Source organism: Microvirga tunisiensis, assembly GCF_009296175.1.
GTDB lineage: Bacteria > Pseudomonadota > Alphaproteobacteria > Rhizobiales > Beijerinckiaceae > Microvirga > Microvirga tunisiensis.
The window spans coordinates 56,062-70,350 of sequence record NZ_VOSK01000001.1; the positions used below are offsets into that span (position 1 = coordinate 56,062).

The 14,289-nt window shown below is 57.1% G+C and carries 12 protein-coding genes and 2 pseudogenes; 4 read left to right on the plus strand and 10 right to left on the minus strand.

Annotated elements, in window-relative coordinates; genetic code table 11:
- The first annotated feature begins 10 nt into the window (after window positions 1-10).
- From FS320_RS00205 to FS320_RS50580, 4 genes and pseudogenes are all read left to right on the plus strand, one after another.
- Entirely contained in the window at window positions 11-1,489 is a 1,479-nt protein-coding gene (locus tag FS320_RS00205) for an NAD-dependent succinate-semialdehyde dehydrogenase (protein WP_152708599.1), read from the plus strand.
- Window positions 1,490-1,576: 87 nt separating this feature from the next.
- Window positions 1,577-2,362: a hydroxypyruvate isomerase family protein gene (locus FS320_RS00210; protein ID WP_152708600.1), complete on the plus strand. Its 786-nt coding sequence runs from the start codon at window positions 1,577-1,579 to the stop codon at window positions 2,360-2,362.
- Window positions 2,363-2,479: 117 nt separating this feature from the next.
- A complete protein-coding gene (locus FS320_RS00215; protein ID WP_152708601.1) occupies window positions 2,480-3,868 on the plus strand; it encodes an MmgE/PrpD family protein in 1,389 nt (462 codons plus the stop codon).
- Between the two features lie 365 nt (window positions 3,869-4,233).
- A pseudogene (locus tag FS320_RS50580) lies at window positions 4,234-4,305 on the plus strand (hypothetical protein); the annotation flags it as partial.
- A gap of 72 nt (window positions 4,306-4,377) precedes the next feature.
- On the opposite strand, the pseudogene FS320_RS47510 reads toward FS320_RS50580, so the two are convergent.
- From FS320_RS47510 to FS320_RS00270, 10 genes and pseudogenes are all read right to left on the minus strand, one after another.
- A pseudogene (locus FS320_RS47510) lies at window positions 4,378-4,680 on the minus strand (transposase); the annotation flags it as partial.
- Window positions 4,681-4,884: 204 nt separating this feature from the next.
- On the minus strand, window positions 4,885-6,042 hold the full coding sequence (locus tag FS320_RS00230) for a lyase family protein (protein WP_192926240.1): 1,158 nt from the start codon (window positions 6,040-6,042) through the stop codon (window positions 4,885-4,887).
- Complete coding sequence (locus tag FS320_RS00235) at window positions 6,000-6,380, minus strand: hypothetical protein (RefSeq protein ID WP_152708603.1); 381 nt, start codon at window positions 6,378-6,380, stop codon at window positions 6,000-6,002. Before FS320_RS00235 ends, FS320_RS00230 begins: the two co-directional genes overlap by 43 nt.
- A gap of 130 nt (window positions 6,381-6,510) precedes the next feature.
- Complete coding sequence (locus tag FS320_RS00245; protein WP_152708604.1) at window positions 6,511-7,815, minus strand: DUF3422 family protein; 1,305 nt, start codon at window positions 7,813-7,815, stop codon at window positions 6,511-6,513.
- A gap of 42 nt (window positions 7,816-7,857) precedes the next feature.
- Window positions 7,858-8,148, minus strand: coding sequence for a putative quinol monooxygenase (locus FS320_RS00250; RefSeq protein ID WP_152708605.1), 291 nt, complete (start codon window positions 8,146-8,148; stop codon window positions 7,858-7,860).
- 149 nt (window positions 8,149-8,297) lie between these two features.
- Window positions 8,298-8,468: a hypothetical protein gene (locus FS320_RS45005; protein WP_153885274.1), complete on the minus strand. Its 171-nt coding sequence runs from the start codon at window positions 8,466-8,468 to the stop codon at window positions 8,298-8,300.
- Between the two features lie 51 nt (window positions 8,469-8,519).
- Entirely contained in the window at window positions 8,520-10,268 is a 1,749-nt protein-coding gene (locus FS320_RS00255) for an FAD-dependent oxidoreductase (protein WP_152708606.1), read from the minus strand.
- Window positions 10,269-10,328: 60 nt separating this feature from the next.
- A complete protein-coding gene (locus tag FS320_RS00260) occupies window positions 10,329-11,096 on the minus strand; it encodes a short-chain dehydrogenase/reductase (protein WP_152708607.1) in 768 nt (255 codons plus the stop codon).
- A 12-nt stretch (window positions 11,097-11,108) separates the two neighbouring features.
- Window positions 11,109-12,506 (minus strand): MmgE/PrpD family protein, encoded by a 1,398-nt coding sequence (locus FS320_RS00265; RefSeq protein WP_152708608.1) that lies wholly within the window; start codon window positions 12,504-12,506, stop codon window positions 11,109-11,111.
- Between the two features lie 799 nt (window positions 12,507-13,305).
- Entirely contained in the window at window positions 13,306-14,073 is a 768-nt protein-coding gene (locus FS320_RS00270) for an IclR family transcriptional regulator (protein ID WP_162002718.1), read from the minus strand.
- Window positions 14,074-14,289: the final 216 nt, after the last annotated feature.

Below are 14,289 nucleotides of genomic sequence, written 5' to 3' on the forward strand. Positions count from 1 at the left end.
GGAGATGAAAATGAACGAAGTCAGCTTGCGCACGTTGGAAGATCGCGAGCGGTCTCTATATCCCAAGATTGGCCTCTTCATTGACGGCCAGTGGATCTGTGATCGTGACCCGTGGATTGAAGTCAAAAATCCAAGTACCGAGAATATTCTGGCGCCGGTTCCGAAGGCGACAGATGAGGATCTCGCTCGGGCGCTAAACGCCGCAGACCGAGGTTTCCGCGTGTGGCGCGATACGCCGCCGCAGGAACGCGTCAAGATCATCCTCAAGGGGGTGGCGCTTCTCCGCGAGAGAACAGATGATATCGCGAAAATCCTCACTCTTGAGAACGGCAAGCATCTCGCCGACGCTCAAGCCGAGATCGAACGCTGCGCCAACTTCTACGAATGGGATGCAGCGCAATCGTTGCGTACGTTCGGGCTGATCGTTCCCGGTGAGCCGCAGATGCAGAAACTCATCCTGCGCCAACCTATTGGTCCAGTTGTCGCTTTCACGCCCTGGAATGTTCCTATGAGCTCGGCAGCTCGTAAAACCAGTGCGGCATTGGCGTCTGGCTGTTCGGTGATACTGAAAGCAGCAGAAGAAACACCGGGTACGGCCTGCGCACTCGTCAAATGTTTCGAAGATGCAGGCTTGCCCGCTGGCGTACTAAATCTTGTTTTCGGCGATCCCGCCCAAATTTCGGCGACTTTGATCGCATCGCCGATATCCCGCCTGGTTACATTCACGGGCTCCACAGGTGTCGGCAAGCACCTGACCGAACTGGCGGCGAGAGCCATGAAGCCAGTCCTTATGGAGCTCGGCGGCAACGCCCCCGTGCTCGTCGGAGACGGCGTGAACGCCGCAGAGATCGGCCGATTGGCCGCCGTCGGGAAGGCACGCGCCTCGGGACAGATCTGCGCGTCTCCCTCGCGATTCATCATCCATGAGGCCTCCTACGATGATTTCGTTGGCTCCTTCGCGGAAGTCTTCAACTCGCTCAAGGTCGGCGATGGTTTTGCGCCGGATGTACAGATGGGGCCGGTCGCGAATGCGCGCAGGCTTGCCGCTGCCCAGTCAATGGTAGACGACGCCAAGCAACGTGGCGCTCGCGTCGCGGCGGGAGGCCAACGCATCGGGAATCGAGGTTACTTCTTCGCGCCGACCGTTCTGGCGGAAGTTCCTCTTGACGCCGACGCGATGACAGTGGAGCCGTTCGGCCCGATTGCGGCTTGCGTCTCGGTGCCCGACCTCGATGCGGCGCTGTCGGTTGCCAACAGTCTCTCAGTAGGTCTCGCGGCATATGCCTTTACGAACTCGCTTCACGATGCAGAGCGGATTTCACGCAATCTGGAGTGTGGAGTTCTGGCGATTAATCACTTCGGTACTCCGGATGCGGATACCCCCTTCGGTGGAGTCAAGGACAGTGGAATCGGAAGAGAAGGAGGCCCTAGCAGCCTCGACGCGTACTTTGTTACGAGAACCGTTTTGCAAAGTACAGCGCGCGTCTGAGGCGGTGATAAGAGCATTGCCACTGTAGTCAAAGGCCAGTATTTCCGCACCCTGGCGTGCGGGCCCGAGTAGCTTTATGGATCCATCATGCTCACATCCGTTCACCTCAGCTATATTTTGGGAACGCTTCCGCTTGAAGAGCGGTTCAGCGCCGCACGCAAGCTCGGCTTCAATGCGGTTGAGTTCCCCTTCCCATATGAGCTAGACGCCAAGAAGTACGCTCGCTTGCTCAATGATAATGGCTTGCGGCAGATTTCCATTGGTGCTCCCGCCTGCGACTACAAGAACGGTGAGCCTGGCTTCTCACTGACTCCGGCCTTGAAATCACAATTCGACCGCTCCATCGACACTGTGATCGAGTACGCGAAGGCGATTGATTGCCACCAAGTCCACGTGTTCGCCGGGCCAAGAGCTCCTGGGGTGTCTGAAGAGCTCGCATTCGAGACCTATTGCGAGAGGGTCGCAGATGCACATGACCGCTTGCAGGCTGAAGGTCTAAGCGTCGTGATCGAAGCAGTGAACTCAAAGGACTTTAGCGGATACTTCATCGACCATCTCGGGCTTGTCATTCGGGCGATGGAGAAGATCAACAGACATCATGTGGGAATTATATTAGACGTGTACCATGCCCATGTGAACAACGAGGACCCCATCGCGTTCCTTGTCGAGCACGCAGACAAGATTGCCCATATACAGCTGGCAGACTATCCAGGCCGTCATGAGCCGGGTACCGCCTCGATTGACTTTGACCTTCTGTTCAAAACGCTGCATGCGATCAGCTACTCAGGCTCGATCGGATTGGAGTATGTCCCAACCCGATCCATCTTCGATGGAATTCCACTTGCAGCCGAGTTGAATCTCAGCGGCCGCTGAACGTTAGCATTCCTGCTCTTATGGAGCATCGACGCGATCCTCGGGCTTAAACGAGAGTTGCGCTGCGAATGAGTGCATCACCGTTCGGTTAACATGCATTCTATATGAGGGGTGGTTATGCCCGCGGATCAAGACTTATGCTACGTGTTCGCTGACTTTGCCGCGAATGCTTCCTACAAGAAACTCCCAGAAGACGCGATTGAGGGAGCAAAGCGCAGCATCCTTGACACTCTCGGTGTAATCCTGGCCGCAAGCGGTATGGAACCTGCCTCTCGTGTTGCGGTTGACCTTGCGCGAGAAAGCGGAGGACGGCCAGAAAGCACCATTCTGGCGTTTGGTGGGAAGGTGCCCGCCGTTATGGCTGCGTTTGCAAATGGGGCGATGGCCCATAGCCTGGACTACGACGACCAAACCCCGTGGGGTCAACATGCATCCAGCACCTTGATTCCAGCAGTCTTCGCCGTGTCCGAGCGAAAGGGGCAGGTATCCGGGAAGGAAATGATCACGGCGGTTGCCATCGGCCAGGATCTTTTCAATCGGCTTCGGCGGCACATAGATTGGAAGAAAGACTGGTTCTTCACAACAGTTATGGGCGTGTTTTCGGCGACAGCTGCAGCAGGAAGGGTTCTCAACCTTCCGGCGAACCAAATTGCGAACGCTCTGGGTATCGCTAGTTTACAATCGAGCGGGACCACAGAGATGATTAATGCGACCGGAAGTGATCTGAGAGCTATCTATGCAGGCTTTCCAGCTAAGGGTGCGGTACTAGCGACATTGCTGGCAGAAAGGGGCTTGAGCGGTATACCAACACTTTTCGAAGGAAGATACGGAATCTTGTCATTGTACTTCGGTGGCCGATATGATCGGGAGAGGATCATTTCAGGCCTCGGTGAAGAGTTCACCGGCGGTCTAACACTTTATAAACGTTGGCCGGCAGTTGGAACTGCTCACAGTCATATTCATGCCACCATGGCTCTCGTGAAAGAAAATAACCTGAGTCCGGACGACATTGACGAAATTCGAGTCTTCGTCGGCGATTATCATCAACTCATGAGCGAGCCGCTCGAAGTGCGGCGTGCCCCGAAGACACTGGTGGACGCGAAGTTCAGCCTGCCATTCCTCGTTGCCGTGGCGGCTGTAAGGGGCGATATGAGGCTGGCGGACTTCACGGATGAGGCGCTCGGATCACCAGAAGTTTTGGCGGCGGCACAAAAGGTCGTGCCAATCGAAGACCGGTCCCTGGATTGGAAGCTCGAGCTCCCGCCGGGGCGGGTTGAGATTGTCATGCGTGATGGTCGGAGGTTCGAGCGTGTGGGAACCGGGATCCCGGGCAGTGTCGAGGCACCTATGTCTTGGCAAGATATCGTCGACAAGTTCGATGATTGTGTCGCGACTGCTGCTACGCCGTTTCCGGCAGCGAAGGTCAGACGAATCCGGCAACTTGTGCAAAGCCTTGAAGAGGCTGAAGATGCTACTGAGTTGCTCCGCCTCGCTGCCGGCGGTTGAGATGCTCGGGCGCTGACCGAAGGTGGCATTGTCGCCGGCCCCATTATGACGACAGGTGAAACCTGGGAGAACCGAGCGCGATTCCTACCTGCGGCTTTGACCGAGTGGACAGGGCAACGCTCCCTGGCGCGTCGAATAGGGAAAGCTACGTGCTGATCATCGTCACGTAGGTGGCGCAACATAGTCCAGAAGAGGCCACGACCTTCTAAAGCCGCTAGAGGGTGTCTGGGAAACCGGGTTGAGCCCATCTGAAGGGGCATGACAGCCCTCGGCGACCTGAGCGAGGCGGAGTGGGCGATCCTGGCGCCTCTCCTGGCGGCCCCCACAACCCGCCGCGGGCACCCGCGCAACACGATCTGCGGCTGGTGCTGAACGCCATCCTCTACATCCCGGGCGGTGGCGAGCCCTGGCGTCTGCTGCCGCACGAGCTTCCGCCTTTGCAGAGCCTAAACGATCATTTCCGCCGATGGCGCCAGAAGGGCACATGGCGGTCTATCAATGATGCTCTCCGCCCGCGCACCAGCGAGGCCGACGGTGGGCGAGGCCTCCCGCCTGACCCGTTCGCGATCCGCCATGACCAGCAGGTGGGTGATGGTCTCGACCAGGCCGGTGTCGCGCCACAGGCTGAGCCGCCGGAAGACGGTGCTGTTGGGCGGCAGATCAGAGGGCAACAGCCGCCAGCCAGACAATGCTGCCACGCAGCACTTAGAAGATCGCGTTCAGGATTTCCCGGGTGGACCAGCGCCAGGGGCGTCCTCGAGCGGGGGCTCGGGCAGGAGCGGCGCGATCAGCGCCCATTCGGCATCGGTCACATCGGTTTCGTATCACAAGCCGTCGCGGCTATACTGCCGCCGGGTGGTCGGGGTCCACATTGCGGTTCCAGGTCAGGCTTCAGCACCTCCTGGAATCATAGGGATCTCGGCCACTCAACCCTTTTCGGGACGGGCTCCTAGACATCAGCTCGCAGATCGGGTGTAGACTTACGTGGTTGATGGAACGCAAGTGGAGGGACGCGTTCACAACTTCGCAAATGCCTCATCAAGTTCTTTCGACGCGGCATCAAGTTTCGAGCGAGCCTTGCTCAACCATGCCTTATCGTCCTCGACAGATTTTGCGTTCTCTTCAATCATGGCTGTGACGGAGCTTGGCTGGGGCCCCCCAAGTCCGACTGCAGACTCAACCATGTTGGATGGTGTTAGTGCGCGCTTGAATTGTTGTTCGGTCAGACCTGACCTCTTTTGTTGCATATGGTGTTGCTCCGCAACTTCCTCAAACACTTTCTCAAAATCAGAGAACTGAATTTCACTTGCGCGCAGTCCTTTAGTGCGTCCAAATTGGACAACACCGGCAGCCACGTGATGAGCGTCTCGAAACGGAATGTTTCCTACACGCTGCAGAGTATTCGCAAGCTCCGTTGCGGTAGCGTAGTCGTTCAGCACCAATTCCATCGCACGATCTTTGTGAAACTCGAAAGTGCTAAACATAGCCGCGATCTGCCGGAGGCTCTTGGCTGCAAGGCGCAAAGCATTATCAACGGATTCGCCGCCATCACCGCCACCTCCGCCTCCGAAGTATCCGCTTTCGAAATTGTGCGCCTCGAACATGTAAGCGGCTGCTGAACCAAAGATAGCCGTAACATCGTTACGAGTATCATTGACACCGTTCGGATTCAGCTTCTGGGGCATGATTGTGCTGCCGCCAGTCAGATTCGGCGGAATAGTCAGCCACGGTCGAGTCAAGTAGTATTGATTGCCAAGATCTTCGACGAGCTGGTTAGTCGTGATCGCAATACCAGCCATCGCCCCGGTGAGACGCATATTTATTTCAGGGGCTGACAACAGAACAGCGTCGTACGAGTTATGAATTGGCCGATCAAAGCCGAGGAGATCGGAAAGGCGTTGGCGATTGATAGGATAGCTGGAGGTCCCCAATGCGGCAGCACCGAAAGGAGACAGATTTAAGCTTCCATAGGCCTCCTCTAGCGCATTGGCATGGCGTCCATAAACTTCGGCATAGGCAGTCAGAAAGTGACCTAAAGAAGTTGGCTGAGCCTGGACACCACCAGTATAGGCGGGAATAATATCGTTCGGATATTTTTGTGCGAAGTCCAGCAGAGACTGCCTGGCTTCAGTCAACGCGCTATATACGTCCGCCACGGACTCACGCTGCAGCATACGCCGATTGACGGAGCCAACATCCCAAGTGCTTCGGCCAGTATGAAGCCTCGATACTTCTGGACCACCAACTCTGATGAGAAACGGCTCAACCGAGGAATAGCTTGTTGTGCGCTTGAACCCGGGTTTTTGCCTTCTTCGTAGAGCTGATCAAGCGCCTTTGCGATGTTGTTTGTCTGTTCTCCAGACAGGATTTTTTGCTCGCTCAGCATTACAAGCGATGCCCTATTAAGCCGATCCAGCCAATAAAACCCGTCCCTAACCTCCTGCCCGAATGCTTGGGTAAAAGTGCTAAGGGAAATCCCAGCGACTAATCCGGCCATGAGCGATGTCTTCATTATCTCCTCCCTAGCGTGATAGGTGTGCTTGATGGGCGCTGCTTGAGCCCCTCGTCCCCCGCAGCCATCCAGCGGGACGGCGGCAGACCAATCCGTTACGGCGCATCGTCGATACCGTAACCGTGCACTGTCAGCTGCTCTTGAGCAGCCGTGTTCGACTTGACTGCACATCGGCAGTCGCATGGTTTTTGCGGATTCGACGCATTGTAATCCAAACGAGAAGCACGGCGATCGGCACAAAAAGGCCAATCATTATTGATGCGTCAATCGGCGGATCGTGGCCAATCGCCTTGATCAAATAACTGAATAAGCCGACGAGGTAATAGCTTATCGCTATGACCGAAAGGCCTTCAACAGTTTGCTGGAGCCGGAGCTGTAGTTCAGCACGGCGATTCATCGCCGCGAGCAAGGCAGCATTCTGCCGCTCTAACTCAACATCGATCCAGCTCCGAACCAGGGCATTGGCACGGGTAAGCTTTCGTGACAACTTCGCTTGGCGCTCCTCAACTGCCTGGCAGGTCCGCATGGCAGGAGCGAGGCGTCGCTCAAGGAACATTCCAAGCGTTTCAAAACTGGTCACAGCAACCTCGCCGAGTGCTTTGATGCGCTCCTGAACGATCTCATAATAGGCGCGCGACGCCCCAAAACGATAAAGAGATAGGACAGCATTCGCCTCGAGATCGGCCGCCAACTGTGTAATCTCAGAGAGGACGTCATCAGCATCATTGCGCGTCTCTTCTTTCATTCGCTGAGTAATGCGGGTCAGTCCATCCTCGATACGGCGTATTTCCGGTGATAGTGTTTGAGCCAGTGGCAAGCCGAGCATCGCAAGCGTCCGGTAGGTCTCAATATCGAGGAGACGCTGGACCAGCGCACCAGTCCCGGTCCGAGTCATTCCCCGATCAACCACCAAGATTTGGGTAAGCCCATCGCCATTCTGGCGGAAGTCAGTATAAATTTCTGCTTGGCCATTCATGACTTTGCTATGGCAGAGGCTTGTTGGATCGAAGAGTCCAATTGCGCTTTCCGTGCTCGGCCCATCTGGTCGTATCTCGAGGCGGACGCCCGAGATCAATGGTCCGGGCGGCTGAAAGCCATTGCCAAATGGATGCGCGGTCACTTCACCGTTGAACTTCTCTGGCAGTGGCCCATCCCAAAACCATGTGGAGAATTCTGTATGCTGTTCCCAACGGAGCGTGCCAGGACCCCACGGCAACGCATGATGATGAGCATCACGGCCTGGCGGTGAAATCCCGAGCTGCTGAGACAGCTTTGCCATGACTGCGTGGTCGACACCTGAGCCACCGTCAAGCATAAAAGCCAGTTGGAAGATCACGCGGGGCGAAGGCACGAGTACATATGGGCGTGCATGGATTTCACCGAGTGCACGGGCACGATTTTGGGCATGCGGGAACGAAAACGCGCCAGCACTCATTCCGGTTCTCGCAATGCTATCCCGGAGGTCATAGGGAATACCTCAAGCGACTTTCTCAAGCGTGTAGAGGACGCTGTGCTCGATCCAGCCATCAGTCTGCTTTAGGTACGCTTCAACATGACGTGAACCACAATGGACCCTGAAGTCTTCCTCGTCCTCCCAGCGTTCAATGAAAACGAAGCTCCGCGGATTTTTCGGATCGCGGTGCATTTCGTACTGGAGCATCCCCTTTTCCTGGCGTGTCGGCGCAATCAACGCCTCCAGTGCAATTCCTACCTTGTCTTCAAACCCGGGCTTGGCCAGAGTTATCGCCACGGCTGATACTTCCTTCATGATCGATCGCCTCCCGCCTCTTCAATCCATTGACTTTCCCAGTCTTCCGTGACGAGCCACACGACACGACAAACCGCTCTCCGATTGCAAGTGCACTTCGTCTTGCGGTCGGCCGTCTCGGGGCCGATATCCTGCGTTGATTGGCGAAGTTACCACGGCATCAGCGCTGGGCCGCTTCCGGTAGCATTCGCGTCCTTGCTGAGCGTGTGCTGCACGAGCTCTGGCAGCCTGCGCGCGGTGGCACCTGCGGTGGCTGGAAGTTTCTTGGCCTCCGGAACGATCTGGGCCGGTCCCGGCACGAGCGTCAGGATGATGCCCAAGATTTGATCGTTCTTGTCCGACCGTATTGGAGCTTTGGGTGACGAAATTTATCATTTGCTCGCCAACCGCTCCGCCTGCAAGCTTGTGACCTTTGCCATGTGCTGTACGGCGCGATAGGCGAAGGTGATGGCGGGTCCCAAGGTGATGCCGCCGGCCGGATAAGCCCCGCGCATGACCGAGGCCATGTCATTGCCGCAGGCATAAAGACCGCGGATCACGTTGCCTGCCTTGTCCAGGACCTGACCGTTTCCATTCGCCTTGATGCCTACAGCGGTGCCCAGAGTTCCCGGATAAATACGGAGGACGATGAAAGGCCGCTTGCGAATGGGGGCCAGGTTCCCGTTCGGCTTGGCTCTTGGATGAGCAAAAAGCCGGTTGTATGCGGTGCTGCCCTTGCCGAAGTCCAAATCGACGCCCGTTTCCGCGAATTGGTTATGGCGGGAAACGGTATCGACAAGCCCCCCCGGGTCGACGCCAATCTTTGCGGCAAGGTCCTCCAGAGTGGGGGCTATGGTGATGTATCCGTCCTTGATATAGCGATTGAGGCTCCAGCGGAACGGACGGATCATGCCGAGTCCGTGATACCAGACAAAGTCGCGGTCACATACGAAATGGAAGTAATTGCCCTCGCGCAGGCCCGCATCGAACAGTGACACGCCGACATGGTGATAAGAGTTCGATTCATTGACGAATCGCTTGCCGTGGCGGTCGACAGCGATGATGCCCGGCCGCCCTCTGTCGAGGTAGCCATACAAAACTCCGATCTTCCGGCCGTCGGGCATGAGTCGTGCCGAGCTAGGTTGCCAGTAACCCGAGCTTTTCAAGCTGCTGTCCATGCTTGCACCGACCGCCAGCGCCGATTGGATGCCATCACCCACATTGCCCTCGTAACCGAAAGTAAATTCATGGGGGAAGTCTTTGGAATAGCGCGCACGCATTTCCCTGCTATGGGGAAAGCCCCCCGTAGCTAGAACGATGCCGCGCCGGGCGCGCACACGCCTCAGCCCGCTGTCAGTTTGAACCTCCGCCCCGACGACACCGTCGTCGGTGATCAGCCGTACCAACGAGGCATTTGTCCAGATAGCCGCATTGCGCTTCTTCAGGCTGTATAGAAATGCAGCCACAAGGGCATTGCCAGCGCAGAGTTCGGTGCCACGCCGGTACCTCATTCGGTCCATGCCGTAGCGCCAGAAGGTCTTCAGCACGCGCAGAAAGGTCGACGGGCTTCCAAAGGGGTTCAAGAAATCATCGACCTTGCGCTTGTCGACCTGCATACCGCCGAACAGCATCAACGGCTTCAGTGGCGCGCGCACGAGGCGGAAATCCCTGCCAAGCTGCCGGCCATCAAACCGCTGCGCTTCGAGAGTTCGACCCTTGTTGATACCGCCCTTGGCGTCGGGATAGTAATCTGGCCACGGCGCAAGGTTGAATTTCACGTCGCTGTTCTCTTCCAGCGTGTCGATCGCAGCAGCCGCACTTTCGATGAATGAGTTCGTCAGCTCGGGGTTGTTGGTATTGCCGAACTGGGTTTCGAGATAGAGGCGCACCTGTTCAGCGCTGTCTTTGATGCCGGCCTGTCGGGCATGGCGGGACAGCGGCGCCCACACAATTCCACCCGAAGAGGCCGTTGTGCCGCCAAGCTGCGCATCCTTCTCACATAACAGCGATTCTAGCCCAGCGATCTCTGCGTAGAGCGCTGCGCTAAGCCCTCCTGCCCCGCTCCCGAACACCAGAACGTCAACTTCCTCATCCCAGTGAGTTGCAGGAGGCCTTTCTAAATTGTGGACTTGCGATACCATTGTATCAGCTCCGTCTGCGTGCTCTTTGCTGGGCGAAGCACACAAGAAATCCGTTGGCGTTCATACCCCTCCACCATCGACACTTAGGACCGCGCCGGAAACATAGCCGGCACGCGGTGAGGCAAGGAACGTGACGACCGAGGCGATTTCCTCGGGCCTTGCCAACCGACCAAAGGGGTAGTGTGTCGTGAGCTCTTTCCACCGCTCGGGGTCGCCTAGTTGCGCCTGTGCGCGCTCCCGCCAACGCGTGGTCTGGCGATCAGTCTCCGTTGCGCCTGGGTTCACGCCGACGACGCGGATACCATAGCTGACGCTTTCGGTTCCCAGCGCGCGTGTGAAGGCGGCCAGGGCTGCGTTGCCCGTCGCTACAGCGATCTGGTGGCCGCGCGGCTTTTCCGCCGTGTTGCCAATAATATTGATAATGACCCCCTGCCCTCGCGCTATCATGAGGCCGTAGATTGTTCGCGAAAGGTTGATGTACCCGAAGATCTTAAGATCCCATGCGTGGCGCCATTGCGGCTCATCGATTTCCAGAAGCGAGCCGTGCGGCACGTCGCCGGCATTGTTGATCAGTATGTCAATCGCGCCCGCGGCCGCAGCAATCTGCTCGTTTACTCCATCGTCGCGTATATCGCGGGCGATTACCTCAACTTCGACCGACGGGTAGGCGGCGTTGATATCGGCCTTGACACTTTCAAGGCCTTGAAGATCACGCGAGGTGAGAACCACGCTGCAGCCCTCGCTGGCTAGCATGCGTGCAATGGCTGCTCCGAGCCCGCGCGAGGCACCGGTCACCAGCGCCCTTTTCCCCTGAAGTTCCAAGTCCATTCAGCACTCCAATTACATACCAGGCGGAGCCGATTCCGCCATTAGCGCAGCCAGATCGGCCGCCTCTTCGATCCCATTGCAAAGCCGAAGGAGTCGATCAGCTCTGTCAGAACCTAGCAAGGGATGAGTCAGGCCTGCGAATTTCTGTTCCAGGCGTTCACGAGTCATCGGATGGGTTTCGCTGCCCGAATAATCGGTAACGCTGACATGGTGATCGCTGCCATCCTGCAGAGTTACCGTCAGCTCCGCTGCCGATGTCGGCAGATCAGGATTCTTTCGCAGGAGAATCTTTTGGCGGACATCCCGTATTTCGGCATTTGCAACCGAAGCTGCGGAAATCTCTTCCATGGTGGCTTGGCCACGCACTAAGGCAGCGGCAACCCAGTGCTGAAGGCTGAACTTGGCCTCAACCCCATTCCGCGGCACTGGCCTGTCGCCAAGGCTCGCGGCTTTCGCTGAGACGGTGACGACGACTTGCTGGATGGCGCCTGCGTGGGGCACTTGTCCACACAGTGACAGCGCGGCGTCAAGCGCCGGAAAAATTACAACCCCGCAGGGATAGGGCTTATACCGGTTCCGCATCAGCAGGAAATCTTCCCCGAGACCGTCGAGGAATTGTCCGGGTGCAGGCTCTTCAGAAAAGGTTTCCCAGAAGCCGAATGAGCGCGAAAGCATTTCGGACGGTGCTGTAAAATCCTGCGCCGCGAGCAATGCCGAGCGGGTACCACTAGCGGCAGCTGACGCGAAGATAAAGGAAGCAGCCATTGTGCCGTGCGTTGCGCGTGTGCCTGATGCCTCGGCAAGTGCGAGAGCAATCGCGGATTCGAGTTGCTGTTCGCTGAGATTCAGCAGCAGCCCCGACGACAGTGCAGCACCAGCACCGCAGGCGATCCCGGTTTGCGACCAGGCCAGATCGCACCTGGCCGGTGGCAGCGCAATTGAAGCTGTCAGGCGGCAGGCGAACTCAACGCCAGCCAGCAACGCCCCGAGGACTTGTGATCCCTTGGCGCCCGTTTGCTCGGCCAAGGCCGCTGTCGCTGCAAAAACGGGCCCTACAGGGTGCAACAACGCTTCGGAGAATGTGTCGTCGTATGAATAGGCCGCGCCAGCCAGAGCATTCATCATGGTCGCGTTAATGGCATCGCAAGTGCTGCCGCGTCCGATCAACGTGCTGCGACCGCTGCCGAAACTGGGCGACAGCGCCGCAAAGGCGCGGGTTGACAGCTCGTGTGCCGATCCGCCGACCATGCAGCCGAGGGCATTCAACACCATGTTGCGTGCCTCGGCCCCTAGGGGCGCCGGAATGGCGCCACCGTGCAGAGCCTTGCCAAGACCAATGATCGCTTGCAAATACATTAACATGCCATCCGATTTGGTTGCATCTTGTCGCATATTGCAGGATTTTGTCAAATATCTTTCTCAATCATCCTTCCTTTTAAGCGAGAGGATGTAGTGAGATAGATTGGATCCCTATCCCTCTTACGGAACTTGGCGAGTTGAATCCCACAGTCGCAAGACGACTGCGCCTGAGAAATCAGTAATGCTTAGGTATGGGGCGGCAAGGACGGCCGGCTTCAATAAAGGGTGCGGTGGACAGTGCAATGGCGGTTTGGCCAAAGCCAAGGCATCGCCTCTAACTTTTTGGTCCACAACCACATCCCGTTACGAACCGTTACCCAATTCCGGGCGCGCTATTGTCGTCGACCAGCTGTGTGATTACATGCCTTCGGCTTTGGATAGCGGGGCCGCGCCTGCGCTCGCCCTGCGACAAGGCAGATCTACCCACCTTAACCCTCTTTAGATCTCTCATATCTTGCAAACACGAGTGGGCCATCCGTAAAGGGCGAGTGGGCGTGAAGCAAGCGTTTGCGAAGATCGTCGGGGGCTGGTCCGAAGTGCTATACAGTAACTTCCGGGCGGAACTAAACCCCGAACCTTAAACCGCAGAACAGTTACAGTAGATAACGTAGCATTACAATGCCGCCGGGGCGCCGAAGAGGATCCAAGATTGCACTACCCGCCCGAGCCCCGAATGTGGATCACACCTCAGTTTTCCCAACCATTTCACGAGCAGCGGCTTCCCGACACTGTCACCGGTTTGTCCATATCCACAGAATCCGACCAGTTCTGCGCCGGCTAACTTACCCTCAAACGACGCAGAGTCATCGTTCGAACACAACGCTTGTGATTCAGGCAATTGCCTTAGTAGTTAGGCTTGACCGACAGCACGCGGCGGTAGTGCCATGCCGTTCATGGTCTGCGAGACCCGTTGGGTGATCTCGCGCGCGGCTCGCTTGACGGCTAGGGCGATCTTGCCACATTCGCTTTCGGGTACATCACCCTTGTGCCAAGCTACACCCACACTACCAAGAATACCGTCTTCCGCATTGAAGATTGGCGAGGCGACGCCGACGATGTTCGGGTTGAACTCGCCGTAGGTAATCGCGTAGCCCGCCTTGCGGATTTTGTTTAGGTTGCTGCGGAACGCATCCCAACTGTCGCCCAGGTCGACCTCACGGATAACCTCAGCATTGCGCGTATAGATGCTTTTCAGCCGGTGGAAAGGGATGTGCGCTAGAATGACCTTGGAAACGGCGCCGCGGAACAGTGGGCGGCGCTGACCCCGGCTGAACAAGTTCTCAGGGCTCAACGGGGCTAGATGCGTGGCGACACAAAGGACCGAGTTGCTGTATACTGTGCACAACAGCGCCGAATGGCCGGTTGTGTCTACCAATTGCTCCAAAACGCCCCTGCTCGCGATCGTTAGAGGGTCGCAATTGCGGATCTGCAGGTCCATTTCAATGATCCGGGGGCCTAGCACGTAGAAGCCGTTGCCAACGGCGCTGAGCAGACCAAATTCCTGCATGTGCTTGATATAGCGGTATCCGGTCGAGCGAGAGGTCTCTAGAGCTTCAATCAAATCGTTCGTCGCCCAAACAGGTTTTTCAGCAGTAAACAGGTCGAGAATGCTGAGCATTTTCGTGGAACTGCTCTCCTTCCGTGGGGAAGGCTGCGTTTTCACAATCCTTGGGGAGGGAGGCAATTTTTTCTTATTCGAAGCGAGCGAACTGACCATTAGGCACCGAAAGACAATATCGTGGGAAATTTGTACCAGTATCTCACAGTGCGAGACAACGCGCAAGCATAGCGCCGGCGCGGAGGCGCCGGCGCTACTGGTAGGGAGACTGGGGCT

What these genes read in the sequence shown, in the direction of transcription:
- FS320_RS00205 (WP_152708599.1), top strand. Translation starts at nt 11, where the DNA reads ATGAACGAAGTCAGCTTGCGCACGTTGGAAGATCGCGAGCGGTCTCTA.
- FS320_RS00210 (WP_152708600.1), top strand. Translation starts at nt 1,577, where the DNA reads ATGCTCACATCCGTTCACCTCAGCTATATTTTGGGAACGCTTCCGCTT.
- FS320_RS00215 (WP_152708601.1), top strand. Translation starts at nt 2,480, where the DNA reads ATGCCCGCGGATCAAGACTTATGCTACGTGTTCGCTGACTTTGCCGCG.
- FS320_RS00230 (WP_192926240.1), bottom strand. Translation starts at nt 6,042, where the DNA reads ATGCTGCAGCGTGAGTCCGTGGCGGACGTATATAGCGCGTTGACTGAA.
- FS320_RS00235 (WP_152708603.1), bottom strand. Translation starts at nt 6,380, where the DNA reads ATGAAGACATCGCTCATGGCCGGATTAGTCGCTGGGATTTCCCTTAGC.
- FS320_RS00245 (WP_152708604.1), bottom strand. Translation starts at nt 7,815, where the DNA reads ATGAGTGCTGGCGCGTTTTCGTTCCCGCATGCCCAAAATCGTGCCCGT.
- FS320_RS00250 (WP_152708605.1), bottom strand. Translation starts at nt 8,148, where the DNA reads ATGAAGGAAGTATCAGCCGTGGCGATAACTCTGGCCAAGCCCGGGTTT.
- FS320_RS00255 (WP_152708606.1), bottom strand. Translation starts at nt 10,268, where the DNA reads ATGGTATCGCAAGTCCACAATTTAGAAAGGCCTCCTGCAACTCACTGG.
- FS320_RS00260 (WP_152708607.1), bottom strand. Translation starts at nt 11,096, where the DNA reads ATGGACTTGGAACTTCAGGGGAAAAGGGCGCTGGTGACCGGTGCCTCG.
- FS320_RS00270 (WP_162002718.1), bottom strand. Translation starts at nt 14,073, where the DNA reads ATGCTCAGCATTCTCGACCTGTTTACTGCTGAAAAACCTGTTTGGGCG.